Source organism: Gangjinia marincola (assembly GCF_039523415.1).
Classification (GTDB): domain Bacteria; phylum Bacteroidota; class Bacteroidia; order Flavobacteriales; family Flavobacteriaceae; genus Gangjinia; species Gangjinia marincola.
The window spans coordinates 56,280-82,654 of record NZ_BAAAFG010000001.1; the positions used below are offsets into that span (position 1 = coordinate 56,280).

Below are 26,375 nucleotides of genomic sequence, written 5' to 3' on the forward strand. Positions count from 1 at the left end.
TTTCTTACTTTAGCTGTTGTCCAGGCAAAAATACATATTTCTGTTTGGCAGACCACCACTAAAACTATAATATGATACGTTTACGCCATTGTGTTCTTCTCGCAATCCTTACTTTTGCCAGCGCTTGCAAAAATGAACAATCCACTATGAAAGAAGGTCCTATACCTCCAATTGCTAAAAAAGAAAGCTATACTCACACCATGCACGGTGATCAACGCGAAGATGACTACTTTTGGATGCGTAAACGGGATGATAGTGCAGTGATCGGGTACTTAGAAAAAGAAAATGCCTACTACGATAAAATGACCTCCCATACAGATCAGTTAAAGAAGGATTTATTTGAGGAAATGAAAAGCAGGATCAAAGAAGACGATGCTTCGGTTCCCTATAAGTACAATGGCTATTGGTACATCACTCGCTACGAAAAAGGGAAGGATTATCCTATTTATACCAGAAAGAAGGATTCACTTACTGCCGAAGAAGAGATTCTTTTCGATGGGAATGAGATGGCTAAAGGCCAGTCCTACTTTAATATCACCGGTATTTCTATAAGCCCGGATAATTCGATGGCTTCTTTTGGGATTGACACAGTAGGACGTAGAAAATACACGCTTCAGGTAAAGAATTTAAAGAACAATGAAATTCTTCCGACAAAAATAGCGCTTACCACAGGAGGTTCCACCTGGGCAAATGATAATAAAACCTTGTTCTACACCCGCAAGGATGAGCAAACCCTTCGGTCTAACAAGATATATAAACACCGCTTAGGAGAAGATCCTGAGAAAGATCAACTGGTTTTTGAAGAAAAGGACGAAACCTTCAATACCTACGTGTATAAAACCAAATCTCGAAAATACCTGGTCATTGGCACCTCATCTACCCTAACGACAGAATATCAGATTCTGGACGCAGATCAACCCCAGGGCGATTTCAACATGTTTCACCCGCGGGAGCGTGGTTTAGAATATAGCATTGACCATTATAAGGATGCGTTTTACATCTTAACCAATAAAGACGATGCGGTCAACTTTAAGGTTATGACGACACCTGTGAACGCGACTACCGCTGACAACTGGAAAGATTTGGTGCCCCATCGTGACAAAGTATTGGTAGAAGACATGGAGATTTTTAAAGACTATTATGTTCTTTCAGAACGTATCAATGGGCTCTTGAAGATTCGTGTTCGCAGTTGGGATGACAAAGAAGACTTTTACATCCCATTTGATAATGAAACCTATACCGCCTATACGTCTACCAACGTAGAGTTTGATACGTCTATCGTTCGCTATCGTTATACTTCATTGACCACGCCGGCTTCTGTAATTGATTTCAACATGAAAACGCAGGAGAAAGAAGTGAAAAAAGAGCAGGAAGTGCTAGATCCTAATTTTGATAAAGAAAATTATATTTCTAAGAGGGTATGGGCACCCGCGCGGGATGGAAAAATGATTCCAATTTCTTTAGTCTATAAAAAAGGGATCATGTTGGATGGTACGAATCCATTATTGCAATATGCCTATGGAAGCTATGGATACACCGTGAATCCCGGTTTTTCTAGTACGCGCTTAACCTTATTAGACAGGGGATTTGTTTTTGCGTTAGCGCACATTAGAGGAGGGGAGTACCTGGGTAGAGAATGGTATGAGGACGGAAAATTACTCAAAAAGAAAAACACCTTTACAGATTTTATTGATTGTAGTAAACATCTCATTGATTTAAAATATACTTCACCAGAACACATGTATGCAGTGGGCGGAAGTGCCGGCGGATTGTTAGTGGGAGCGGTGGTCAATATGGCACCAGAACTTTACAACGGCGTAATTGCAGCGGTACCCTTTGTAGACGTAGTTTCTACGATGTTAGATGATAGTATTCCGCTAACCACGGGAGAATATGACGAATGGGGTAATCCCAATGACAAAGAATATTACGATTACATGAAAAGTTATTCTCCCTATGATAATGTTTCGGCTATATCCTATCCAAATATGTTAGTGACCACAGGCTATCACGACAGCCAGGTGCAATATTGGGAACCGGCGAAATGGGTGGCTAAATTGAGAGAGCTAAAAACAGATGATAATATCATTTTATTTCATACCAATATGGATGCAGGACATAGCGGAGCTTCGGGGAGGTTTGAATCGCTAAAAGAAACCGCTAAGGATTACGCATTCCTGCTGGACTTAGAAGGAATTACAAAGTAATTCAATAATTTGATGTATTTTTGTCGCGTTTTGTGTTTCAGATTTTTTAGAAGCCCAATCACTAACTGACTAGATTAAGATTTTCACTGGATGAAAGAAGATTTAAAAGTTTATGACAACGTGTTACAGCTTGTAGGTGATACGCCTCTCATAAAATTAAACCATATTACAAGCGATCTACCAGGACAGTTTTATACGAAACTTGAAGCCTGTAATCCGGGACATTCTACCAAAGATCGTATTGCATTATATATTATAGAAGAAGCCGAACGAAAAGGAATTTTAAAACCCGGCGACACCATCATAGAAACTACGTCTGGTAATACAGGATTTAGTATTGCAATGGTGAGCATCATTAAAGGATATGAATGCATCCTTGCGGTAAGCTCAAAATCATCGGCAGATAAAATTGATATGCTTAAAACTATGGGCGCCAAAGTGTATGTGTGTCCGGCACACGTATCTGCAGATGATCCAAGATCCTATTATCAGGTTGCAAAGCGGTTACACGAAGAGCGAAAAGGTTCTATCTATATCAATCAATACTTTAATGAGCTCAATATGGATGCTCATTATAAGTCAACGGGACCCGAGATTTGGAAACAAACCGAAGGCAAAATCACCCATCTGGTTGCCTGTAGTGGTACCGGCGGAACCATTTCTGGAACGGCCCGTTATTTAAAAGAACAAAATCCTAATATCAAAGTATTAGGAATTGACGCCTACGGTTCTGTATTAAAAAAATACCATCAAACGCGTGAATTTGATGCTGAAGAAATTTATCCCTATCGCATTGAAGGCTTAGGAAAGAATTTAATCCCTACAGCCACAGATTTTGATATGATTGATGACTTTATGAAGGTAACTGATGAGGAAAGTGCACACACGGCACGTAATCTTGCTAAGACTGAGGGTATGTTTGTAGGCTACACCAGTGGCGCAGCGATGCAGGGAACTATGCAATACGCCGATCAAGGAGAATTTGATGAAAACAGCGTGGTGGTTATCATCTTCCCAGACCACGGTTCTCGTTATATGAGTAAAGTCTTTAATGATAAGTGGATGAGCGAACAAGGATTTACCGATAGTAAAAATGATGTAGAAGCTACCCCTATTGAATACGTGAGATAAACTTTATCATTAATACCACATCATCCCGACAACTGTCGGGATTTTTTTTTCTGTAATCTCATATCAAAAACCTTGGAGACTTGAACTCTGAGCTTTCTAATTCGTACTTCTCACTTTGTTCTTTGTACTTTGTACCTCGTACCTTTTTCCTTCAGCGGATGCTTTCTTTTATCAACAATTCGTGTAAATAACTCCTATTCGCTAATTCGCTCATTTTGTTGTATTTTTGCGCTTCGCTTTAACAAGACGTTATGAGAGATCTTTTTGATAAAATTTATAAGGACAAAGGACCCTTAGGAAAATGGGCAGAACAAGCTGAAGGTTATTTTGTGTTTCCAAAGCTTGAAGGACCTATTTCTAACCGTATGAAATTTCAGGGGAAAGAAGTAATAACCTGGAGTGTTAATGATTACCTGGGTCTTGCTAATCATCCTGAAGTCCGTAAAGTGGATGCCTCGGCAGCAGCTAAACACGGATCTGCCTATCCGATGGGTGCACGAATGATGAGTGGGCACACAGACTTACACGAACAGCTACAACAAGAGCTGGCGGAGTTTGTGAATAAAGAGGCCGCATATGTACTTAACTTTGGATATCAGGGGATTTTATCTACCATCGATGCCTTAGTTGCAAAAGACGATGTGATCGTCTATGATGTAGATGCACATGCCTGTATTATTGACGGAGTAAGACTTCACGTAGGGCAACGTTTTACCTATCAGCATAACGATATTGAAAGTTTAGAAAAGAACTTACAGCGTGCCACTAAGATCGCTGAGCAAACCGGTGGGGGAATCTTAGTAATTTCTGAAGGTGTATTTGGAATGCGCGGTGAACAAGGACGATTAAAAGAAATTGTAGCCCTTAAGAAAAAATATAATTTTAGATTTTTGGTGGATGATGCCCACGGTTTTGGAACCTTAGGAAAAACAGGTGCCGGGGCAGGTGAGGAGCAGGGTGTACAGGATGATATCGACGTGTACTTTGCAACATTCGCTAAATCCATGGCGAGTACCGGCGCTTTTATTGCCGGTGATAAAGAGATCATGGATTATATGAAGTATAACATGCGTTCGCAAATGTTTGCAAAGTCGTTACAATCTGTTTTAGTCGAAGGCTTATTAAAGCGTTTGGACATGATTAGAACTATGCCAGAGCTTAAAAATAAGTTATGGGAAAACGTAAATGCACTCCAGAATGGTTTACGTAAGCGTGGATTTAATATTGGAACCACACAAAGTTGTGTTACTCCGGTATACCTTAACGGAAGCATTCCTGAAGCGATGGTATTAGTAAAGGATTTACGGGAGAACTACGGAATCTTCTGCTCTATTGTGGTATATCCGGTTATCCCGAAGGGACTTATCTTATTGAGAATGATCCCAACTTCTACCCATACCTTAGAAGACGTTGAAGAAACCCTAAATGCATTTGATGCGATTAGAGACCGTTTAGAAAATGGAACCTACAAGCGATTATCGGCGGGTATGGTGCCAACAGCCTAAATTTATATAGTATAGTTTAAATCCCGAAAAGTAACTTTTCGGGATTTTTTGTTTTATAGATACTCTGCTTAAAAGATCACACCTTATTATTGATACAAGACGTATCTGGGTGGCTTTAATCCATTTAGTCGCAAGTAGACCAACATCTGCGCTCTGTGATGGGTGATATGGTCTGCTAATAGCAGCAAAATTTGATATTTCGTACGATCTGCTCCAAAATAATCCAGTCGCTCATTAAGTTTGTTTTGATCGAAATCTTCAATAAAAGCTTTGGTTATATCAAAGTTCTTGTCAAGGGTGGAGATCATTTCTTTCTTGGACTTACGATCGACTTTTAGTGCTGTGTCTGTGTTCCAATCCCGTGCTTCACGCCCGCCCATTAAGGATTGACTATGCCAGTCCATGGCCCAGGCGATATGCATCAAGTGCTCTTCAAAACTCATTGATTCTGGCGTGGGCTTAAAGCCATAAGCTTCTTCGGGCATCATTTCTGCTACCAGCAACAGGTATTTCTTAGAATTATCTAATCGTTCGATGTATTCAGACACAACATCATTCTCTTGAGCAGAAAGGTTTAGGTTACTTGAACAGCATATCATCACAAGAAGTATCAATCGTAGGCTACTATTTTTCATCGTATGGTTTTAATGGTTTAAAAATACATAAACGCATTTGATCTTCTGTAGCACAACACTGCTCATCTTTGACTGTTTTACAGCTAATCACGGCTAGAATTGCCCCAATAACTGGAGCGGTGAGGTATAACCACAACTCTTTAAGGTTGCCAGATACCAGCGCCGGTCCTAAGGACCTGGCAGGGTTCATGGATGCATTCGTGATTGGACCCGCAAACATAGCTTCAAGCAAGATGATTCCGCCAACGGCAATCCCGGCAATCACGCCTATTTCTTTGGCTCCTGTAGATACGTTGATGATCACCACCATTAAGAAAAACGTGAGTAAGACTTCAACAATAAAGGCGCGCCAAAGCTCAATGGTTGGAATAGTCGCCCCCAGTGTTTCATGTTCAGGAAACAGCAGTAACACCATAAGACTAGCTGCGATCGCAGCCAGGCATTGGATAAGCGCATATTTAGGTACTTCTTTCCAGGGGAATTTTTTGGCGTAAGCAAAGCCTATGGTCACCGCCGGATTGAAGTGGGCACCAGAGATATCTCCAAACGCGTAAATCATCCCCATCACAATTAATCCCCAGGTAAAGGCCACCCCGGGATGAGTTACAACTCCGCTGGTGACATCATTCACCACCATGGCACCGGTACCACAAAACACCATGGCGAACGTTCCAATAAATTCGGCTATATATTTCTTGAGCATAGTTTATGTTAGAATGCAAATATACATCGTACTACTTTAAGCCTTTGTTAACAATAAAAGGACAAAGGAATGGTAATTTCGCAAAAACGAACCTATTAAAAATATACACATGAAAAAAATAGTCTTATTTATCGCCTGTGCAGCTTTTCTAAGTACTGCATACGCACAAGTAAAAACGCCACAACCCAGCCCGATGGCTAAAGTAGAGCAGGTAGTTGGTCTTACTAATGTTACCTTAGAGTATTCTAGACCTGCCATGCGTGGTAGAACTGTTTTTGGTGACTTAGTACCTTTTGACAAGCTTTGGAGAACCGGGGCTAATGCCAATACAAAAATCATGTTTGATCAAGACGTCATGGTAGGCGGTAAAGAGCTTAAGAAAGGAACCTATGCGCTATTTACCAAACCCGGTAAAGACCAGTGGGAAGTCATTTTTTACAGTGATGCCTCTAATTGGGGAACCCCACAAAACTGGGATGAAAGTAAAGTTGCTGCAAAAGTAATGACTAAGGCGATGAAAGCTCCTAAAACTGCCGAATCCTTTACCATTATGTTCGCAGATGTGATGCCAGATGGAGCCAATATGCACATTCACTGGGCAGATACGATGGTGAGTGTACCGGTCAAAGTAATGACCGACCAAATGGTGATGGCTTCTATTGATCAGGCATTGAGCGGACCATCTGGCGCTGATTATTATGCAGCCGCGGTATATTATAAAGATAGCGGGAAGGACATGAAAAAAGCCAAAGAATATATGGATAAGGCAATGAGCATGATCGAAAAGCCCGGATTTTGGCAACTGCGTCAGCAGTCATTAATTCTTGCTGCCAATGGTGAGAAAAAAGAAGCGATTAAAGTAGCCAAGATGTCTTTAGAAGGAGCGAAAGCTGCGGGTAATGCAGATTATGTCAAGATGAATGAGGATTCTCTAAAAGAATGGGGAGCAATGTAAGCAGAGAACCCTAATCTGAAAAGCCTGTCTTGAGTTTACCGAAAGACTTATGCCGTCGAAAGGCGGTATCTAAATAAGTTTGCAGCAGGCAGTCGCAGTCTTTAGTTTTTGATTAATTAATTTAAGACAAACCGTTTCAAGCGATTGAGACGGTTTTTTTATTGCATGTTAACTTTTTTTTTCTGAATACATTAAATAGAAATATGTATTGGTATGAGGATAATTTTAATATGGTTATTTTTGATTTTAAACTATAGTATTACGCACTCTCAAGTTGGTATTAATACTAGTAATCCTAGTCAAATGCTTGATGTTATCGGACAAATACAAGTAGGAGAAGATGCATCATCTCCTAATGAAGAAGGAACTATTCGCTATAGTTCTGCCGGCCAAGATATTGAAGGATTTGCCTCTGGAGAGTGGAAATCTTTAACGTCTAAAAATAGTATTCCTCAAAATGCTATATTTGTTCAAATAGCAGATTTTGGGGCTTCAGCTTCAAGTACTTGGGCTTTCGTGGATTATAATATCAGTTATGATAACTCAGGTTCTTTTGGGGGATCATTTTTGCCTGTGCCTACTGGAAAAATTTTAGTCATAGAACAAATTTGTGCTACATCAACCGTCTCTGGTCCTTCTAATGAGTTTTATGCAGGTGTTAGAGTTTCTACTTCTTCAGGTAGTGGATTTAATCCTCAAATTTTTATTACTGGAGGTTCTGCAAATGGAAATACTTGTTTACAAGCAAATAAAGCTCCCTTATTGATCGCAACTCAAGGGCGATCTATTCAAGTTTGGAACTCTTCAACGTCTGATACATCAGTAAGATTTATAATTACTGGATATTTAGTAGATAGCTTGATAGATTATTATAAGCTCTAATCATATAAGAATATGATAGAGTAGAATTCACTTCTCTAATCTAATTACTATTTAGTTTTATAATCGAAAAGATTAATTTTACCTAAACCGTTTCAAGCAATTGAGACGGTTTTTTTATTGTATTGGTCTTTTTTCTGAAAGATTAATCCTCGTTATTTGATCGTATGAATTTTTTCACCTGTGTGTTTTTTGGTTTTATTGTAGCTGCTTCGGGGAGTTTGTCCCCCAGTTTCTTGAATCTTACCGTAGTAAAATTTAGTCTTAAAAGTGGTTTAAAAGCGGCCTTATTTCTTATCGGTGGCTTCGCTACGGTGTTGTTTTTTCAAGCCAATCTGGGTGCTTATTTATCTAGTATTTTGATGGAAAACTCTGAATACATCACGTTAATCCAACAAGTGGGTACAGGGATACTCCTTCTTTTATCCATTTATTTCTTTCGACTTTATTTAACCAAAGAAAAAACTATTAAACGGGTAGAGATAGAGAAATCTAAAGCCTATATGCATGGGATAGGAATGTCATTGCTCAATATGTTTGCGATACCGTTTTATTTTACGGCCATATCGCTCTTAATTGGATTGGATTATTTTGAATACAGTTTTATAAATGCTTTGTTCTTTTCCATCGGTTCTACGGCGGGATCATTTACTGTTTATGCCACCTATGCTACGATAGCTAATAAGATTGAGCACCGGCTCACCGTTATTGCCACTAAAATGGATTTGATCATTGGTTGCTTAACCGGAATTGTAGGATTGGCGAATTTGGTGTATTTGGTGTGGTTTAAGTAGAGGCATAGTGAAGTTCTCTAATTTTTCTAAAGCAATTTTACAAACTGATGCTTTAAATATTTATCCTTATATCCTGATTAATCTCTTTTAGCTGTTGAGCAAAGCCTAGCTTATCTTTAGGGGAGATTAGGATGGAGTCAAACTTTCTGTATGTAATTTCTATGCGATCAAATGAGGGTGCAGGAGCAGACATAAAACTATTGGTCTTAGAAATCTCTTTAATCTCATGTATGGAGATCGGTTTGTAAGAGAAAACCCCGCATTTAATACGCAAATATTCATTTTCAATGAGATAGTAGGTAGATAAAAACATATGCAGAATAAGAGCGAAAACTATAATCACAATACCCAGAAGGACTATTTGCTGAAATTCAACTTTTGTATTTATAGCATTTGGAACAATTATCGCCAAAAAGCCCAATACTATAATTATTAGCAGTGGATAAGAAATTTTGGAGGGATATTTCTTTTTCATTGGTTTTCAAATTTAATATTCCAACCCAATTCTCTCCCTAATCGTATCCAACAACTCAATCAAAGCCAGACTTTGATCAAATCCCCATACATCACTTTCAAACCTGTCTTGAGCCAGCATTTCTTGAACGTGAACGGCCTCATAATAATACCCATTTGAGGTGTATCCAACATCCAGCGTTTCCTCTTGCCCACCTTGTAAGATGCTCACTGTGCTGGGTTCATGAAAGCGACTGTTGATCTTGATGATTCCTTTTTGACAGGTGATGATGCACTCTGTGGGTGTTTTTTGATCTATGGCTGAACATAAATCAGCGGTAACGCCTTTTGCATACCTAAATTCAATAGTACACTGATGATCTACTTGGGTTTTACCAAACACAGCACTTGCTGTGATCTCTTTTGGCTGTCCCAATAATGTTAGCGCAGCAAAGACAGGATAAATCCCTACATCCAACAAACTCCCACCGCCTAAAGCTTTATTGTAAATTCGCCGATCAGGATCAAAGGGACTATCAAACCCAAAGTCTGCTTGAAGATGGGTAATCTCCCCAAGTTCTTTTGTCTTTAAAAATTCCAGAACCTTTTGGTAATGGGGTAGAAATCGTGTCCATAAGGCTTCCATCAAAAAGGTCTTATTTTCTTTTGCACAGGCAATCATTTCTTTGACCTGATCTGCATTCATCGCAAAAGGTTTTTCACAGAGTACAGCCTTTTTCGCATTTAAGCCTAGTAGGGTATGCTCATAGTGAAAACTGTGTGGCGTAGCGATATAAATAATGTCTACCTGATCGTCGTCAACTAATTGTTGATAGTCACCGTACCATTTTTCAGCGTAATAGGTGGAGGCAAAATCTTTTGCGCGTTCTTCACTCCGGCTAGCTACCGCATGTAAATTGGCATTGCCAATGAGCGCTAAATCCTCTGCAAATTCGTGTGCGATTTTTCCGCAGCCTAAAATTCCCCAATGAAAGATTCTATTCGTGGACATGCTTAGGTTCTTTTGAAGAAGGTAGAGCAGTTTGTAGTAACAATGCTGTCCCAATAACAATGGCACAACCCACAAAATTAAGCCATAAATACGGCAACCAATCCAAGAAGTAGATCGCTATGATGATGGCTTGCGTAATGATCGCCGCAATAAACACGGCAGTACTTTTGACGTACTTAAAGAAAAACGCCAGTAGGAAAATACCAAGTACATTACCATAGAAGATGGAGCCTATGATATTTACCAACTGAATGAGGTTATCAAATAAATCTGCTACACAAGCTACCAAAATGGCTAAAACTCCCCATAATAAAGTAAACCCTTTGGAGGCTTTGAGTAAATGGGTTTCAGATTTTTCACCCGCGTTACGCTTGTATAAGTCGATGGCGGTGGTAGTTCCCAGTGCGTTTAACTCTGAAGCTGTGCTAGACATCGCTGCGCTTAAAATCACCGCTAAGAGCAAACCAATGAGCCCACGGGGTAAGTTGTTGATGATAAAATGAATAAAGACATAATCCTTATCGTTGGTCTCAATGGTTTCATCTGCTTGTGAGATCAGTTCTTTTCCGCGTTCACGTAATTCACTGGTTTGATTAGAAAGTTTTAAGATCGATGCTTTGAGTTGGTCCTTTTCAGCTTCGGTCGTTGCAGAAGCATAGGCCAAGGTGTGTTGGTGTTGGGTAGCTTGTAGTTGATATAAGTCATCTTCAAGCTGGGTGTATTCTTCCGCGAAAGCGCTATTATTCACCGCATCTTTAGAAGCGGGGTTAAAGTGTAAGGGCGTTTGATTAAATTGATAAAACACAAATACCATGATGCCCACCAGTAAGATGAAAAACTGCATGGGGACTTTGAGTAATCCATTAAAGATCAATCCCAGCTGACTTTCACGCATGGATCGACTGGAAAGGTAGCGTTGTACCTGGCTTTGATCTGTCCCAAAATAGGAAAGCGCCAAAAACGTCCCGCCAATGATTCCGCTCCAAAAGGTATAGCGATTATCCAAGCTAAAGGAGAAATCTACCAAGTTCATGCGATCGTGCAATCCGGCAATTTCTAAGGCTTTGGTAAAGCTGATGTTTTCTGGTAAATAGCTAAAAATGAGGATGAAGGCGGTGATCATTCCGCCAAAAATAACCGCCATTTGTTGCTTTTGAGTGACGCTTACGGCTTTGGTCCCGCCACTTACGGTATAGATAATGACCAGTACACCAATGATGATATTAAGCGTGAGTAAATCCCATCCTAATACTGCCGAAAGAATAATCGCGGGTGCAAAAATGGTGATACCAGCAGCTAGTCCCCGTTGAATTAAAAAGAGAATTGCCGTGAGTGTTCTGGTTTTTAAATCAAAACGCGTTTCTAAGTACTCATACGCGGTGTAAATATTTAATTTGTGGTAAATGGGAATAAAGACCAAACAAATAATGACCATAGCAATGGGTAACCCAAAGTAAAACTGTACAAAACCCATCCCGCTGTGAAAGGCCTGCCCGGGAGTTGAGAGAAACGTAATTGCGCTGGCCTGAGTCGCCATGACCGATAATCCTATGGTCCACCATTTCGCATCTTCGTCTTTAATGTAGTCGTTGACCGATGTATTTTTTCGGGTTTTATATACGCCATAAACAACGATAAAAATTAATGTGGCGATAAGGATGATATAATCGATAGTTGCCATCTAAGAGAAGTAATTCATCAGGAGATAAAACAGTGCAATATACACGGCATTCGCGATGAGTACGATACTGTATCGCTTTTTCCAGGTATACGAATGTGAGGTTAGGTTCATGTTGGTAAGTTATAATTATTTCCCCAAGGACAACATATTGGCGAACAAGCGGTAGGCACCAGATACTCCGGCCGGGAACTGCCTAAAAAAGCTTATGCCGGTATAGATGTAGTTTCCTTTACCGTAGGGAGCGATGAGCAAACTTCCTTTTTTTAACGATTCACCTTGGTCATTCCATCCTAAAATGGGTGTGTAAGCATCATCCCATTCGTTCGGAAAGTAGAGTCCACGTTCTTGCACCCAATCTTCAAAATCTGCTTTTGTGATGTTATTAGGTTGGTTAAGCACGGGATGCTCTTTAGTCAAAAACTTTACCGCGGCAAACTCATCGGTTACCCGGTCGCGTGACAAGGATAGTGGATAAGGGGCGAGTTCATCAAAGTTTAGCCTTCGGCTGGTGTTGTACTGTACAATCACATTGCCTCCACTTTTTACATAATCCAGAATAAAACTATTTTTGAGGCGTAACTCTGGAGAGATATTATACGCGCGTATGCCAACCACCACGGCATCTGCATCTATCAGATGATCTGCAGATAGTTCTTGAGGACTAATTTTAGCAACCTCATAGCCCAACTGCATGATACTCTCTGGCACCACATCGCCCGCACCTTCAATATAAACCACTTTACTTCCTTTTTTCTTTACATCTAGCTTGACCACTTTTGCTGTGGCAGGGGTAACGATGTACTGGGTTGGGATATGGTCGTAATCAATGGTAATTAATTCGTTGGTGTAGGTAGATTCTTTGGTTTTCGCTTGCGCGGAAAGTGTTCCTTGGCTTGCGGCTGCAGGTGGACTTACCGTAAACACTGCTGAAAACTCACTTCCTTTTTGATTGAGTTCAAACGGAATAGTAGCAGGTGTAATCGAAAATCCTTTAGGTGCCTGAAGCTTAAGTTCACCTGACTGATTCGCGCTATTGGCGTTGAGCGCGACCTTGATTTCTTTGGCTTGTGTATTGCTAAATACAATTACATCGTCTGCCATGCTTAGGGATATCTTGGGTACAATGGCAAAAGGTTTGTATAACTCTCCTTTTTCGGGCAAGGAATATTTGTACACCACGGGGCGTTTTACATCAAGTACCTGTTGTTCTCCATCTACAGTAAATACTAACTGAAAATGGATACTAACCGAAGAGTCATTTTCTGGCTGGCCGATGAGATCTTGGTCTTTAACGGTGTACATTCCTGTGGTTCCTTTTTCTTCTAACCAATATGGCGATGTATATCCAGCATCCTTGGCGATGGTAGCAGTTACATTCTCGTCTATTGGTTGATTGGGCAATAAGTCAAATCTACGGTTTGAGGGAGGAATTTTTATATTGTTTGAAGCAACGAAGAGCTGCGCTTTAATTTCACGATTTGATCTATTTAATAAATAATAGTTGAGTTCTATGGATTCAACCGGCGCAGCAGTTGCATTTGCCACGGTTACTTCTAGATATAACCCGGCACAATCGATGATAATTTCTGTGATTTCTTCTAGTTTTAAGGTCTTGTAATGACTTGACGGCAAAGCTTTAATGAGTTTTTGAGCCTTGAGTAACTGTGGGATAGAGGCCGCGGGATTAGTGAAATCAAAATCCTCTTCAACATTATATAAAATATCTCCAATAGCTTTGCCGCCTTCTAGACGTGACCAAGTGGTGTTTATCCCTGAAAATAGGTCGTCACCTTCAGGTTGTTCACCTTTTAAAAATTCTACGTATTCTTCTTGCGAACCGCGACTAGACACTCGGCCGAATCCCTGAGATAAGTGCTGACTACTTGCAATGGATGCGATCTCATTGTTAGACCTTCCGCTTGACGGGTAAAAAACACCTACATCTACTTGTTGAAGTTTACCTTTATCGGCTTTTTCAAAATTTTCTCTGCTGCCATAAAACCACCAGGAGGTGTTAAAATAAAGGCGTTTAGGTTGCCAGATAGAAGTATATTCAAGCTGTTTTGGATAGGCTTTTTTATTGTTTACCAGGTCAAAAGCTTCAACACTTAACATGGCGCTTGAGGTATGGTGCCCGTGTGTAGTACCCGGGGTACGGTGATTAAAACGGTTAATGATAATATCTGGTCTAAAGGTGCGAATTGCCCAAACCACATCGCCCAATACTTGATCTTTATTCCAGATTTTTAAGGTTTCATCTGGATGCTTGGAGTAGCCAAAATCATTGGCGCGTGTAAAGCGTTGTTCACCACCATCCACGCGGCGTGCTGCTAACAGTTCTTGGGTTCTAATAAGGCCGAGTTGCTCTCTGATTTCGGGACCAACAAGGTTTTGTCCGCCATCACCGCGGGTAAGGGAGAGATAACCTGTTCTCGCATGAACATGGTTGGATAGATAGGAGATAAGCCGTGTATTTTCATCGTCTGGGTGAGCAGCTACATATAGTGCAGTACCCAAAAAATTCAATTTTTTAATGTTATTGTGAATAGAAACAGCATCTGCAGGGGCAGGTTTTTGAGCCTGTAGTACGGTTGCAGATAAAAATACTAGTAAGAAAACATGTCTCATAAATATCGTTTAAACGCTATCTCCATCATCTTCTTGATAAGAATGATTAAGAACAGAGATCGCTTTTTGTAACATTAAATTGTTTGGATAAGTAATTAACTCACCATTATCCTTGCGCATATGAAGATGGAATGCTCTAATATCTTCAATTACTCCCTCCAGCTCAACGTCTTTGTCGTGCACTTTGATTCTATCCCCAATTCTGAACGGGAAGGAAAAAAACATGATTACCCCACTAGTAACATTGCTCAAAATAGACCATGCTGCAAATAAACCGACCCCTAATACAGCAAATACGGATGAAAACACTAAAGAAATATCTTCAAACTGAAACTGCCAAATAAGCTCAAAGCCTAAAAATCCAAAAATGGTAATTCCAATGTTAATGTAGCGTATCATGAGTCGCTTACGCACGACATTAAATCGCTCTAGGACAGTAACTTTTCGTACTCCCTTAACAAAAAGAAATCGAACAAATAGGAGTACAAGGATAAGAACAAGCGTGTAGATAAGCTCAGACTGATAAGCCTGTATTAGTTCGATCATAATTTATAGTTGTAAACTATCCCTTAATACGCGATGTACATTTCTATTTTGCAACCAGTAAGATGTTTTAAGCTGTTTTTTTAAGGTAGCCGAAGTAGTCATTTCTTTGTCACCATCAGGGTAGGTCTCATTCCACGAGATGATTTTGTGAGGAAAGTCTTTTTCAGCTATGATTCTAAGCGTGCGCTTAAGTTCTGGATAGACCACCTCACATAAAAGACGGGTTCCCAATACCGTTTCAATTTTCACCTGTGCTTCGTATGCTTTGAACTCTTTGTGTTTTAATTGTAGGTATTCAAATGACGGAATCATAGGATAATCCCCAACTTTAATATCAAACGGATTGACGCGCATCTGCACAAACAGTTCGTTTTCTAAGGCAGCCTTAGGTAAGCGTAATTGTTGATCTCCCTCACTGGCAAAATAGGAGTGTGTTTTTACGTTGAATTGGTCTTTATTATTGAGTTGTGCGTATACCTGTCCGCACCATTCTTGAATGCTACTGGTCACTTTTAATGCGTGTTGATCATCGCTTACTGGGTAGAAGGTACTTTGCATGATGGAATATGGATAAATTCCAGTCACAAAGTTTTTGGTGCTGTTTAGTTTTAAAACAGGAATGTTATCGTTGCTTTTTTGATCGGCCTTTACTTGTTCCTGCGGCAGGAAATCTTCGGTGACAAATATGAGTACGGCATCACCTTCGCGCATTTCGCCGTATCGGGATTGTTTAAGTGTATATGAAGTAATTTCGGCTTCGCCGGAATACCAGTAGTCTTTAAAGTCTTGTGAACGAGGTTTGGCTTTTTTATCCTGACTTTGCTTGGAAGAGGTTTGATTTGAAGCTGATGTATTCTCGTTAGTATTTTCTGGTGTCGCTGTAGCATTGACTGAAGCAGTTTCTTGTTCTTCTTTACAACTCCATAAGCTTACCACTAATAGACATATTAAAACGCAGCCAATTTTTTTCATAGTATGTGTTATTCAGTAATATCGTACAGGGCCTTATACAACAAATGTGTAGGTAATCCCATAACGGTGAAAAAAGAACCTTCAATACCGGTTACTCCAATAAGACCAATCCATTCCTGTATACCATACGCTCCTGCTTTATCCATGGGTTGATAGTGTTTTACATAGTGAATGATCTCATCATCTGTCAAAGCTCTAAATTTTACAAAAGCAGAATCATTAACAACAATGGTTTTTTTGATAGTTTTTACACAAAGCGATGAAATCACCTGATGCGTCTTCTCGGCCAAGGATTTTATCATGGTATAGGCTTGCAGCTCAGATTCTGGTTTTTCAAGGGGTTTACCTTCATGCCAAACGATGGTATCTCCTGTAATTAAGATTTCATCATCTTCCAGTTCATAGGCATCTGCCTTTAATTCGCTTAAATAGTCTGGGATATGAGATCCTGTTAGGTCTGGTGGATAGCTCTCATCAATTTCCTTTAGCCGCACCTCAAAGTCGATCTTGAGGTCTTTGAGAAATTGTTGCCTTCGGGGCGATCCCGATGCAAGTATAATTTTGTGGTTTTTTAAACGTTCTTGGAGCATGGTTACAATAATAGGAATTTATACAATCCCAAGGAACAAATTCCGAAAACCATAACAATTTTTAACAGCAGACTTATCAACGAATAATGGCGTTTACGCTCTGCTGTAAAGACTTTAATCGCACAAAATAATAAGGGGCCCATTAAAAGTAACACGCTATAAAATATAGCTGTATCATATTGAAAAAGATAGGTGTACACATAATAAAAGATTAGTGCGATACAGCCAAGAATCAAGGCGAAGATAATTTTGTTGGTGCGATTACGCCCTAATACAATAGGTAGGCTTTTTACACGATCATTTAGGTCCCCATCAATATCTTGCTGATCTTTCACCAACTCCCTAATAAGATTAAGCACAAATGCAAATACCGCATAATCTGTAAGAATATTAAACAGTGTCTTTTGCGCTGCTCTGTTTGCAGAAGTAATCGAAGGAAGCAGATCAAAAATGGCTGGGAGCAAAAATACCAAAGCTACCAGACCACTCACGATTATATTTCCGATGAGTAATACTTTTTTCAAGTAAGAGGCATAGGCATACAGTAATCCAGAAACGATTAGGAACAGAGCTGCAAATGACGACTGGTTGATATGATTGGCAAGGTAAAATCCGCTTAATAAACTCGCGCTGGTGAATACGATAAATAGGGTAAAGGCTGTTTTTTCAGAAATTTTCTCCGGGATAAATGCCCGTTTAGGTTTATTAATTCGATCAGCTCCTATATCGTATAGGTCATTAATGACGTACCCGGAAGCCGTGATACAGAGCGTTGCAAAGATCAATACCCCGTAATGAAGATCATCTAACGTCATTCCCGCATTAAAGGGTATCAAAAAATAATACTTGATGACCAGCAAGGTGAGGGCTACGATAAGGAGATTAGGCCAGCGAATGAGGTTGAGGTAGTCCAAGATTTATTGTTTTATAGAATGTAGATCGCTTCGCTTTTAGGGGTTAGATGATAGATACTAACTCAGTAGTTTATAATTCTAATTAGTTTTAAAGGCATCTCGATTTTATCAATCCTCTTTCGACTAAATAGCATAGCGAAGGAGGATTTCAAGTTCAAGTTCTCCCGAAGCTTCGGGATTCATTTTCGACTTCAATAATTCCCCCTCTGGGGGCTAGGGGGATATCCACTTCCCCTGTACTTTCATGACTTGTTCAATCACATCGCGTACACAACCTTCACCGCCGTTTTTATGAGAAATATATTTAGAGACTGCTTTCACTTCCGGGACAGCATCTTGGGGGCAGGCAGGTAAACCTATCATGCGCATGGGATAAATATCTGGCACATCATCACCCATGTATAACACCTGCTGCGGATTGATGTTATACACATCAAAAAACTCTTCCAGTTGATCTGTTTTATGGTGCGCTCCTAAATAGATATCTGTCACGCCCAGACCTCTAAAACGTTCACGCACTCCTTCATTTGTTCCGCCGCTAATGATGCATATCGTATATCCTGTTTTAACAGCAGCTTTTACCGCATAGCCATCTTTAATGCTCATAGCGCGGAGTAACTCACCATTGGTCGTAACGTGTACAGTACTATTGGTAAATACGCCATCCACATCAAATACAAAGGTGGTGATGTTATTGAGTAATTCCTTATAATTCTTTTCCATAGATTTTTGCAATGCGATGGGTGAGTAGTGTATAGATCTCTTTTTGTTCTTTGGTTGAAAGTAGTTCTAAATGTTTTTCGATGGTTTTTACATCTCCGCGTTTTGCAGGACCCGTTTGTGCGACAAATGGAGAAGTGCGTTGTACTTTTTGTGCGGTTTCTAGAATTAATGGTCTAAGCAAATCAAACTCTAAGCGATGCTCTTCACAAATCTCATGCGCCATGCGATACAGTTGATTGGTAAAATTATTGGCGAATACCGCTGCCATGTGTAAATGCCTTCGTTTATCGGCTTTAAGCGGTATCACGTGAGATGAGATGCTCTGGGCAATTTTATCCATCAGTATATAATTTTCTTCATTTTCAGCTTCTAAACATAAGGGAATCGTTTCAAAATCCAGCGAGACTCCTTTTGTGAACGTTTGTAGGGGATAAAACACACCTCTGTGATGCAGTTTATTCATGGCATGCATGGTCACAGTGCCACTGGTGTGTGCAATTAATTTTCCCTCGCCGGGAATTCGATCAGAAACCGAAATCACCGCTTCATCACTTACGGCAATGAGATAGAGATCAGCTTCAGTTAGTTGTTGTAAGTCTGTTGTGACCGGTGTTTTTTGTTGAAACGGGAGCAATTTCTTTGCCGATCGCCCATACACCTGCACCACCTTAACCGCAGCATTAGAAGGTGCCGAAAACGCATCGTAAAGTTGCGAAGCAACGTTTCCGCAGCCAAGAAGAACAACATTGATCATGAGGCTAAAATACCAAAATAAGCACGTATTTAAAATTAACATCTGTAGAATGTTTTTGGAATAGTTTTCGACTGTTAAAAAGTCTTTTGTTACGTATCTTTGCACAGCTTTTAAGGAGGTCATCTTATGCAGAAATTTCTTTCTAAAATTTTATTTTCTACACGCTTAATGGGAGTTCTTTTTATTGTCTTTGCAGTTGCCATGGCAGTTGGGACATTCGTAGAGAATTCATATAGTACTGCTACGGCAAAAGTCTGGATCTACAATGCCTGGTGGTTTGAAGCCATCATGGTATTTTTTGTCATCAATTTTATAGGGAATATCTTTAGATACCGCCTATTGCGAAAAGAAAAGTTAGTAACGCTGGTCTTTCACCTTTCGTTTATTCTTATTTTAATTGGCGCTTTTATCACGCGCTATATCGGCTATGAAGGAGCAATGCCAATTCGTGAGGGTGACGTCTCTAATGTAATCTTTAGTGAGCAAACCTATTTAAGTACGTTTATTGAAGGTGAATTTGAAGGTGAACCTTTGCGCCGGGCAGTAGATTTCCCTATTCTTATGGCTGTGGGTGCAAGTAATCAGGAAAGTTTAAGTTCAGATTTTAAAGGTCAACCGGTAGAATTTGAGATCGTAGAATATATCGACGGGGCAGAAGAAGGTCTGGTTGAAGATGAAGCAGGTAAAAACTACCTTAAAATTGTAGAAGCCGGTGATGGAAATCGTCATGATCACTATCTTGAAGAGGGCGAGGTAGCCAGCATTCACAACGTGCTCTTTGCATACAACAAATACACTAAAGGAGCCATTAATATTATCATCAATGATGAGGGTTATTTCATCGATTCGCCTTTTGAGGGAGACTTTATGCGCATGGCAGATCAGGCGCGCGGCAAGGTAGTGAAAGATAGCTTAAGTCCGCTAAATCTTCGCTCACTCTACAATGTGGCGAATATGCAATTTGTGTTTCCAGATCCCGCGATAAAGGGCAAGTACGATATCATTCCGGCAAAGGAGGAAACGCCTAATCTACAAGATGCTATTGTGGTTAATGTGCGCTCTAACGGCGAAAGTAAACAAGTGAAGTTGCTTGGCGGAAAAGGAAGAGTAAACGACCACAAAAAAGTCTCTGTAGGCGGCTTAGACGTTTTGCTGCGCTACGGAAGCAAAGAAATTGAATTACCCTTTAGCATTCAGCTGAATGATTTTATTGCAGAGAAATATCCCGGGACCGAAGCTAATCCTCAACCTAGCTATTCGGCATTTAAAAGTAAAGTGGAAGTGATAGACGAAGGCACTTCAGAACCTTATGAAATTTATATGAATCATGTTTTAGATCATAAAGGATATCGATTTTTCCAATCAGGTTTTGACCCTGATGAAGGCGGAACAATTCTCTCAGTAAACCACGACTGGTGGGGGACATGGGTCACTTACATCGGATACTTCTTACTGTATTTGGGATTAATCTTAATTATATTCGTTAAAGAATCCCGTTTTGGTTTTTTAGCCAAACAATTGGAGAAAATCAGGAAGAAAAAGGCATCATTAGCTGTAATATTAGCACTTGTATGTCTTTCTGCTTTCGCGCAAGAAGAGGCGCAGGATCATAACGATCATGACGGACATAATCATGCCGTTGAGGCATTTGTGCCGGCAGAAAATCAAGATCCGCATGCGGGACATAATCACGCTCCCGGTGAAGGACATGAAAACCATACCACGGTAGCGCTTACTCCACAAGCAATTCAACGTATTGATTCTATCATCAAAGCTACTGCCGTAAGTCCGGAGCATGCAGCCAAGTTTGGAGAATTGGTCATACAAGATGAGGGCGGCCGAATGAAGCCTATCAACACGTATTCGTCAGAATTATTGCGTAAGATTAGCCATAAAGAGGGGTATGAAGGACTCACTAATGATCAGGTCTTGATTTCTATGCTAGAGAATCCTGCGCTGTGGTTTAATGTACCCTTGATTTATGTAAAGCGCGAGAACGATAGTATTCATAAAATGATCGGTACCAGCCGTGAAGAGCAAAAGCTGTTATCTTTTGTGCAATTCTTTGATCAGGAAGCGAATTATAAGTTGGGATCATATTTAGAAAATGCCTACAGGGCAGAGGTAAAAACCAGTATCCAGAAAGATCTTATCGCGACTGATCAAAAGGTGAATTTGCTTAATAGAACACTACGGGGGGATTTATTGAATCTTTTTCCAATTCCCGGTGATGATAATAATACTTGGGTCACGGTTCAAGCCACCGCAGAAAATGACGTATTTGAAGGAGTAGATTCGGTGTATGTAAAACAAATTATTCCGCTGTATTTTGCATCCTTACGAACCGCAAAGGCTAACGGGGACTACACTCAAGCCGAAGATTTACTCACCAGCATCAAAGGCTTTCAGAAGAAATACGGGGCAGATGTGATGCCTAGCGATCAAAAGATTCAGGCAGAAATTGCCTACAATAAGTACGATGTGTTCAGAAAGTTATATCGTTACTTAATGATCGCAGGATTGCTCATGTTTGTATTTGTAATCATTAAAATTTTTAAAGAAAATAAGGCGGTACGATATACTGTTTCGGCCTTTAAATGGCTTATAGTAGTATTATTTATCGTGCATACCGCTGGCTTAATTGCAAGATGGTATATCAGCGGACATGCCCCATGGAGTAACGCATACGAGAGTATGCTATATATTGCCTGGGCAACCTTGGGGATGGGATTGGCCTTTGGCCGAAAAAGTGAATTAACTATCGCCTCTACTGCCTTTGTGTCATCTATGATTTTGATGATCGCTCACTGGAATTGGCTTGATCCCGAAATTGCTAATCTTGTCCCGGTACTGGATAGTTACTGGTTAATGATTCATGTTTCTGTGATTGTAGGAAGCTACGGACCGTTTGCCTTAGGAATGATTTTAGGAGTAGTAGCTCTTCTTTTGATGATGTTTACGACTAAGAAAAATAGAGCGAAGATGGATCTTAACATCAAGGAGATTACGATCATAACAGAACTGGCTATTACCGTAGGACTAATCATGTTGACCATAGGAAACTTTTTAGGTGGACAGTGGGCCAATGAAAGTTGGGGACGTTACTGGGGCTGGGATCCAAAAGAGACCTGGGCGCTGATTACGATTATCGTATATGCTTTTGTGTTGCACATGCGCTTAATCCCCGGTTTACGAGGCAGATGGTTGTTTAACTTGATGGCAATTTTGGCCTTTGGATCGGTCTTGATGACTTATTTTGGAGTGAACTTTTATCTTTCAGGCTTACACAGTTATGCCAGCGGCGATCAAATTATCAGCTATAAGTTTATTGGGATTTCACTGGCGATCATCTCAGTGTTAGGTGTTTTATCAAAACGACAGTATAATAAGCATTTAGAAAGAAGCGTCCGCGGCGGGAGCCCATCTTTGAACATTAATTCCGAATAAGGATTGCTGTGAAACAGTAGTATGAAGGAATCTTGGCCAGCACCTCGGTCCTGTGTCTTTCTCTTTTTCCTCCGTCATTCGTCGAAGACAATAGGGAGAGGAAGTTAGACACATCATATTAATCTCTCATCCCGAACTTGATTCGGAATCTTTTCTGTCATCCCTGCGAAGGCAGGGATCTTTATTAACTTCACAATGGTTTAATGATTGCATAATTCAACTCAATCTTCGCCAAGGCTTCTATCACAAGTGCTCTCAGCAGCACAATGGGTATAGATTTTTATGAATAGTACTGAATAGCATGAATCGTAATAATTCTTTTGGGATTGAAATCTATAAGAAATAAGGAGTAAGTGAAAACGGGACTAGCTTCAGTTTGACTTAGCTATCTCAATCAGTTTTTTTAATTGATGATCCTCCTTAAAGAAAATTTGGTCTAAGTTTCTTTCTATAATAATGTCAGGTTTTGTTCCCATTCCATCTAATATATTACCATCCTTTTGAAAAGAAACCATTGTACTAATTTTCACCCTCAAACCAGAATTAGGCAATTTGAAACGTTCACTATTGCCACTTGATCCATCTGTGGTAATCCCGGCAATGGTAATATTGGGTAGATTTTTGAATACCGAAACCAATATCGAAGCCGCACTAAATGTTCTTTCGTTTGCTAAAATATAAACGGGTTTATTATAGTGATACTTGTCTTTTGAAAGATCTTTACCATTCAATATAAAATAGTGATTCTCACTATATTTATTGTCGTTCATTTGGTATATAGGTTGAAATGAACTTGTAAATTTAGCGACGGCACTTTGTTCTTGTTCATTGAGCTGATTGTTTGAATATAGATACCTAGCATTCAATCTTTCTTTAAAATTGTCGTTTTGTAAGAGTATTCTTCGCTGTTGAGCTACATTCACTACATGGATTGAATCTTTATGGATAAAATAACCAGCTAGTTCATTAATAAATTCTCGATTTCCACCTCCATTATCTCTAACATCAATGATCAAGAACTGACTATTTTTAACGGATGTCATAAACTTATTTAGCAAATCAAAATATACAGGACTATCTTGCTTGTCAATCATTGATGGGATTTGTATGTATCCATAATCGTTCTCATACCTAAAAAAGGTTTTTATGACATTGGGATCATTAATTTTTTTATCATCCCTATCAAAAAAGAAATTAGGTTTGTTATATCGTTCATCCCATATTTTTGCTCTTTTGGTTCTTTCTACTAAAGTTACTTTTACTTCTTTTTCAATTTCCTGATCATTTTTCAAGGTTATTGATAAGGGGTTAGGTAATTCCATATTCATCAATCTGAAGGCTGTTTCTATATCCCTTAAATCGCGAACTGATCTAAGAAGATAGGATTTCTTAGGTGCAAGAGCTTCATTAGGAAGAATCTGACTTAATATGGTGTCTATGGGTATATGATTGATCTTGGAGATGTAAGGGAATTTAGTATCCCATAAGTTGTATTTTTTAGTCACATTATCACGTTCTATAACTAGAACTTTTTCTTGATAAGGCGCAAAAGACATTGGAAAGTAAAGCGATTCAGGTAAATCATATCCTTTTATATACGCATGTCTATCTCCAATTTTTCCAATAATTTTTGATAGTAGGATACCGAATTCAGTTTTGCTTATACTTTTACCGTTATTTTCATTCAAAAACAGGTCTAAATCCTCTCTGTAATAATATCCGTTTAATCCTTGGTATGAAGATTTGGTTCTTAAGATAGAATCAAAAACATGAAGATCTTCTTGAATTTCTTCCATTGATAAATAGCTATGCTTATCATTAGAATCTATGGTGTTTCTGGATACTTTACGTTCTCCTAAATTTGCCGAAGAGCTAAGAGAATGACAAGAAATACAAAGTGAAAAAACTATAACACAAGCGAGAATTGATTTTATCATTTTCATACAGACAAAATGTAGAATTATTCTGAAAATATAACACTAATTTCTTTATATTTTTTAATAATACTGAACGTATGAAACAAAATAACCCTTCCAGATATTGCATCCAGAAGGGCCTTTTTAAAAGTATAAGTAGGATGTTGAATTACTTTAATTCACCCACCATGTCTTCGGGCTTAACCCATTGATTAAATTCTTCTTCGGTGACGTAGCCCAGTTTAATGGCTTCTTCTTTAAGCGTAGTACCATTTTTATGGGCAGTGTTCGCAATTTCAGCTGCTTTGTAATAGCCTATTTTGGTATTTAATGCTGTAACCAACATGAGCGATTTATCCAATAAATCCTGAATGCGTTCGTGATTAGGTTCAATTCCCGCGGCACAATTTTGTTCAAATGATACACAAGCATCACCGATTAACTGCGCACTTTGTAAAACGTTGGCGATCATAACTGGTTTAAAGACATTGAGCTCAAACTGTCCTTGTGCTCCGCCAACCGTAACAGCAACATCATTCCCCATAACTTGGGCGCAAACCATGGTTAACGCTTCACATTGCGTAGGATTTACCTTGCCCGGCATAATGGATGAACCGGGTTCATTTGCGGGGATGATGATTTCACCAATTCCGCTACGTGGCCCGGATGCTAACATTCTGATATCGTTTCCGATCTTGTTCAGCGAAACTGCTAGTTGTTTAAGCGCACCATGGGTTTCTACCATGGCATCGTGAGCGGCTAAAGCTTCAAATTTGTTAGCGGCTGTTACAAAAGGTAATCCGGTGAATTCTGAAATGTAGTCAGCGACCTTTTCATTGTATCCCGCAGGCGTATTAAGACCAGTTCCCACGGCGGTTCCTCCTAAGGCAAGCTCTGCTAAATGTTGAAGGGTATTTTGGAGTGCTTTAAGTCCATAATTTAATTGAGCTACATAGCCACTAAATTCTTGCCCAAGGGTGAGGGGAGTGGCATCCATAAAATGAGTTCGACCAATCTTGACTACATTTTTGTAGTCCTGTGATTTTTGCTGAAGGGTGTCGCGCAGTTGCTCTACCCCGGGGATCGTAACTTCAACTAGCTTTTTGTAGGCAGCGATATGCATGCCGGTAGGGAAGGTGTCATTAGACGACTGAGATTTATTTACATCATCATTAGGCTGAAGCGTTTTTTCGCCTTCACCTATGGTTTTGCCTGCCAATTGATGCGCACGGTTCGCGATGACCTCATTCACATTCATGTTACTTTGCGTACCAGACCCGGTCTGCCAAATCACCAATGGGAACTGATCATCATGTATTCCATTTAAAATTTCATCACATACTTTTGCAATTGCATCTCTTTTTTCTGGAGAAAGTACGCCCAAATCACAATTGGTATAAGCTGCAGCTTTTTTAAGATACGCAAAGCCGTAAATCACCTCTAATGGCATAGAGGCAGCAGCACCAATCTTAAAGTTATTTTTTGAGCGCTCTGTTTGTGCGCCCCATAATTTATCTGCAGGAACTTTAACCTCTCCCATGGTATCCTTCTCAATACGGTACTCCATAATATGCGTAGTTTTAAAGGTAACAAATTTACATATTTTGATGCGTTAGCCTGTTAATAACCCGTGAACTTTTCTACGGATTTTTATAGTGGACTTTTGGTTGATTGTAGGTGATAGCTTACTTTTGTACCTCAAAACGCAAAGAAATGAATTTCGAATTTGATCAATATTTAGGTTTTTTAGCTTTTTTAGGAATTTTAACCATGGGGTTTTGGTTAATGATTTTTTTATTAACCTTTATGATTCCTTACTGGCTTACAGGGTCGATTATTGAAAATGTAAAAGAATGGAAAAAGAAGCGTGAAGAAAAGAAACAGGCTGTTTAAGCTTCAGAGATAAAACAAAAAAAGGGAAGCAAACGCT

Annotated in this window: 22 protein-coding genes; 8 read left to right on the forward strand and 14 right to left on the reverse strand. The window is 39.6% G+C overall.

The features are described from left to right. Nucleotides 1–71 precede the first annotated feature (71 nt). The 3 genes from ABD000_RS00290 (at nt 72) to capB (ending at nt 4,843) form a co-directional block, all read left to right on the forward strand. On the forward strand, nt 72–2,207 hold the full coding sequence (locus ABD000_RS00290; RefSeq protein ID WP_343762324.1) for a S9 family peptidase: 2,136 nt from the start codon (nt 72–74) through the stop codon (nt 2,205–2,207). 90 nt (nt 2,208–2,297) lie between these two features. Then, nucleotides 2,298–3,338: a cysteate synthase gene (capA, locus tag ABD000_RS00295; RefSeq protein ID WP_343762326.1), complete on the forward strand. Its 1,041-nt coding sequence runs from the start codon at nt 2,298–2,300 to the stop codon at nt 3,336–3,338. Nucleotides 3,339–3,589: 251 nt separating this feature from the next. Then, nucleotides 3,590–4,843: a cysteate-C-fatty acyltransferase gene (capB, locus tag ABD000_RS00300; RefSeq protein ID WP_343762328.1), complete on the forward strand. Its 1,254-nt coding sequence runs from the start codon at nt 3,590–3,592 to the stop codon at nt 4,841–4,843. Between the two features lie 86 nt (nt 4,844–4,929). On the opposite strand, the gene ABD000_RS00305 is transcribed toward capB, so the two are convergent. Then, on the reverse strand, nt 4,930–5,478 hold the full coding sequence (locus ABD000_RS00305; protein WP_343762331.1) for a DinB family protein: 549 nt from the start codon (nt 5,476–5,478) through the stop codon (nt 4,930–4,932). Continuing rightward, entirely contained in the window at nt 5,468–6,181 is a 714-nt protein-coding gene (locus tag ABD000_RS00310) for an MIP/aquaporin family protein (protein WP_343762333.1), read from the reverse strand. The genes ABD000_RS00305 and ABD000_RS00310 overlap by 11 nt, the downstream gene beginning before the upstream one ends. Nucleotides 6,182–6,290: 109 nt before the next feature. On the opposite strand from ABD000_RS00310, the gene ABD000_RS00315 reads away from it, so the two are divergent. From ABD000_RS00315 to ABD000_RS00325, 3 genes are all read left to right on the forward strand, one after another. Then, nucleotides 6,291–7,136, forward strand: a complete 846-nt coding sequence (locus ABD000_RS00315; protein WP_343762336.1) for a DUF2911 domain-containing protein — start codon at nt 6,291–6,293, stop codon at nt 7,134–7,136. A gap of 213 nt (nt 7,137–7,349) precedes the next feature. Beyond that, on the forward strand, nt 7,350–8,018 hold the full coding sequence (locus ABD000_RS00320) for a hypothetical protein (protein WP_343762338.1): 669 nt from the start codon (nt 7,350–7,352) through the stop codon (nt 8,016–8,018). A gap of 164 nt (nt 8,019–8,182) precedes the next feature. Further along, on the forward strand, nt 8,183–8,809 hold the full coding sequence (locus tag ABD000_RS00325) for a LysE family translocator (protein ID WP_343762340.1): 627 nt from the start codon (nt 8,183–8,185) through the stop codon (nt 8,807–8,809). Between the two features lie 52 nt (nt 8,810–8,861). On the opposite strand, the gene ABD000_RS00330 is transcribed toward ABD000_RS00325, so the two are convergent. From ABD000_RS00330 to ABD000_RS00375, 10 genes are all read right to left on the reverse strand, one after another. Beyond that, complete coding sequence (locus ABD000_RS00330) at nt 8,862–9,284, reverse strand: PH domain-containing protein (RefSeq protein ID WP_343762343.1); 423 nt, start codon at nt 9,282–9,284, stop codon at nt 8,862–8,864. Between the two features lie 12 nt (nt 9,285–9,296). Continuing rightward, entirely contained in the window at nt 9,297–10,274 is a 978-nt protein-coding gene (locus tag ABD000_RS00335) for a Gfo/Idh/MocA family protein (RefSeq protein ID WP_343762345.1), read from the reverse strand. After that, nucleotides 10,261–11,955 (reverse strand): sodium:solute symporter family protein, encoded by a 1,695-nt coding sequence (locus ABD000_RS00340; protein ID WP_343762347.1) that lies wholly within the window; start codon nt 11,953–11,955, stop codon nt 10,261–10,263. The genes ABD000_RS00335 and ABD000_RS00340 overlap by 14 nt, the downstream gene beginning before the upstream one ends. Nucleotides 11,956–12,081: 126 nt before the next feature. Then, nucleotides 12,082–14,583: a PIG-L family deacetylase gene (locus tag ABD000_RS00345; protein ID WP_343762349.1), complete on the reverse strand. Its 2,502-nt coding sequence runs from the start codon at nt 14,581–14,583 to the stop codon at nt 12,082–12,084. A gap of 9 nt (nt 14,584–14,592) precedes the next feature. Beyond that, nucleotides 14,593–15,129 (reverse strand): mechanosensitive ion channel domain-containing protein, encoded by a 537-nt coding sequence (locus tag ABD000_RS00350; RefSeq protein ID WP_343762351.1) that lies wholly within the window; start codon nt 15,127–15,129, stop codon nt 14,593–14,595. Nucleotides 15,130–15,132: 3 nt separating this feature from the next. Beyond that, the gene (locus ABD000_RS00355; RefSeq protein WP_343762353.1) at nt 15,133–16,101 is read right to left on the reverse strand and encodes a septum formation inhibitor Maf; all 969 of its coding nucleotides are present in this window, start codon (nt 16,099–16,101) and stop codon (nt 15,133–15,135) included. A gap of 8 nt (nt 16,102–16,109) precedes the next feature. Next, nucleotides 16,110–16,691: a Maf family protein gene (locus tag ABD000_RS00360; protein ID WP_343762356.1), complete on the reverse strand. Its 582-nt coding sequence runs from the start codon at nt 16,689–16,691 to the stop codon at nt 16,110–16,112. A gap of 2 nt (nt 16,692–16,693) precedes the next feature. Then, nucleotides 16,694–17,605, reverse strand: a complete 912-nt coding sequence (locus tag ABD000_RS00365) for a geranylgeranylglycerol-phosphate geranylgeranyltransferase (protein WP_343762359.1) — start codon at nt 17,603–17,605, stop codon at nt 16,694–16,696. A gap of 213 nt (nt 17,606–17,818) precedes the next feature. Continuing rightward, nucleotides 17,819–18,328, reverse strand: coding sequence for a KdsC family phosphatase (locus tag ABD000_RS00370; RefSeq protein ID WP_343762361.1), 510 nt, complete (start codon nt 18,326–18,328; stop codon nt 17,819–17,821). Continuing rightward, the gene (locus tag ABD000_RS00375; RefSeq protein ID WP_343762363.1) at nt 18,312–19,082 is read right to left on the reverse strand and encodes a Rossmann-like and DUF2520 domain-containing protein; all 771 of its coding nucleotides are present in this window, start codon (nt 19,080–19,082) and stop codon (nt 18,312–18,314) included. Before ABD000_RS00375 ends, ABD000_RS00370 begins: the two co-directional genes overlap by 17 nt. A 126-nt stretch (nt 19,083–19,208) precedes the next feature. Here ABD000_RS00375 and ABD000_RS00380 point away from each other — a divergent pair, with 126 nt between their 5' ends. After that, nucleotides 19,209–22,529: a cytochrome c biogenesis protein CcsA gene (locus tag ABD000_RS00380; protein ID WP_343762365.1), complete on the forward strand. Its 3,321-nt coding sequence runs from the start codon at nt 19,209–19,211 to the stop codon at nt 22,527–22,529. 371 nt (nt 22,530–22,900) lie between these two features. On the opposite strand, the gene ABD000_RS00385 is transcribed toward ABD000_RS00380, so the two are convergent. Continuing rightward, nucleotides 22,901–24,472, reverse strand: coding sequence for a S41 family peptidase (locus ABD000_RS00385; protein WP_343762367.1), 1,572 nt, complete (start codon nt 24,470–24,472; stop codon nt 22,901–22,903). A gap of 142 nt (nt 24,473–24,614) precedes the next feature. Then, entirely contained in the window at nt 24,615–26,012 is a 1,398-nt protein-coding gene (gene fumC, locus ABD000_RS00390) for a class II fumarate hydratase (RefSeq protein WP_343762371.1), read from the reverse strand. Nucleotides 26,013–26,158: 146 nt separating this feature from the next. Here fumC and ABD000_RS00395 point away from each other — a divergent pair, with 146 nt between their 5' ends. Beyond that, on the forward strand, nt 26,159–26,338 hold the full coding sequence (locus tag ABD000_RS00395; protein ID WP_343762375.1) for a hypothetical protein: 180 nt from the start codon (nt 26,159–26,161) through the stop codon (nt 26,336–26,338). Nucleotides 26,339–26,375 lie beyond the last annotated feature (37 nt).

What these genes read in the sequence shown, in the direction of transcription:
- fumC (WP_343762371.1), bottom strand. Translation starts at nt 26,012, where the DNA reads ATGGAGTACCGTATTGAGAAGGATACCATGGGAGAGGTTAAAGTTCCT.
- ABD000_RS00290 (WP_343762324.1), top strand. Translation starts at nt 72, where the DNA reads ATGATACGTTTACGCCATTGTGTTCTTCTCGCAATCCTTACTTTTGCC.
- ABD000_RS00380 (WP_343762365.1), top strand. Translation starts at nt 19,209, where the DNA reads ATGCAGAAATTTCTTTCTAAAATTTTATTTTCTACACGCTTAATGGGA.
- ABD000_RS00375 (WP_343762363.1), bottom strand. Translation starts at nt 19,082, where the DNA reads ATGATCAATGTTGTTCTTCTTGGCTGCGGAAACGTTGCTTCGCAACTT.
- ABD000_RS00330 (WP_343762343.1), bottom strand. Translation starts at nt 9,284, where the DNA reads ATGAAAAAGAAATATCCCTCCAAAATTTCTTATCCACTGCTAATAATT.
- ABD000_RS00350 (WP_343762351.1), bottom strand. Translation starts at nt 15,129, where the DNA reads ATGATCGAACTAATACAGGCTTATCAGTCTGAGCTTATCTACACGCTT.
- capA (WP_343762326.1), top strand. Translation starts at nt 2,298, where the DNA reads ATGAAAGAAGATTTAAAAGTTTATGACAACGTGTTACAGCTTGTAGGT.
- ABD000_RS00370 (WP_343762361.1), bottom strand. Translation starts at nt 18,328, where the DNA reads ATGGAAAAGAATTATAAGGAATTACTCAATAACATCACCACCTTTGTA.
- ABD000_RS00360 (WP_343762356.1), bottom strand. Translation starts at nt 16,691, where the DNA reads ATGCTCCAAGAACGTTTAAAAAACCACAAAATTATACTTGCATCGGGA.
- ABD000_RS00345 (WP_343762349.1), bottom strand. Translation starts at nt 14,583, where the DNA reads ATGAGACATGTTTTCTTACTAGTATTTTTATCTGCAACCGTACTACAG.
- ABD000_RS00355 (WP_343762353.1), bottom strand. Translation starts at nt 16,101, where the DNA reads ATGAAAAAAATTGGCTGCGTTTTAATATGTCTATTAGTGGTAAGCTTA.
- capB (WP_343762328.1), top strand. Translation starts at nt 3,590, where the DNA reads ATGAGAGATCTTTTTGATAAAATTTATAAGGACAAAGGACCCTTAGGA.
- ABD000_RS00395 (WP_343762375.1), top strand. Translation starts at nt 26,159, where the DNA reads ATGAATTTCGAATTTGATCAATATTTAGGTTTTTTAGCTTTTTTAGGA.
- ABD000_RS00310 (WP_343762333.1), bottom strand. Translation starts at nt 6,181, where the DNA reads ATGCTCAAGAAATATATAGCCGAATTTATTGGAACGTTCGCCATGGTG.
- ABD000_RS00320 (WP_343762338.1), top strand. Translation starts at nt 7,350, where the DNA reads ATGAGGATAATTTTAATATGGTTATTTTTGATTTTAAACTATAGTATT.
- ABD000_RS00305 (WP_343762331.1), bottom strand. Translation starts at nt 5,478, where the DNA reads ATGAAAAATAGTAGCCTACGATTGATACTTCTTGTGATGATATGCTGT.
- ABD000_RS00315 (WP_343762336.1), top strand. Translation starts at nt 6,291, where the DNA reads ATGAAAAAAATAGTCTTATTTATCGCCTGTGCAGCTTTTCTAAGTACT.
- ABD000_RS00385 (WP_343762367.1), bottom strand. Translation starts at nt 24,472, where the DNA reads ATGAAAATGATAAAATCAATTCTCGCTTGTGTTATAGTTTTTTCACTT.
- ABD000_RS00340 (WP_343762347.1), bottom strand. Translation starts at nt 11,955, where the DNA reads ATGGCAACTATCGATTATATCATCCTTATCGCCACATTAATTTTTATC.
- ABD000_RS00335 (WP_343762345.1), bottom strand. Translation starts at nt 10,274, where the DNA reads ATGTCCACGAATAGAATCTTTCATTGGGGAATTTTAGGCTGCGGAAAA.
- ABD000_RS00325 (WP_343762340.1), top strand. Translation starts at nt 8,183, where the DNA reads ATGAATTTTTTCACCTGTGTGTTTTTTGGTTTTATTGTAGCTGCTTCG.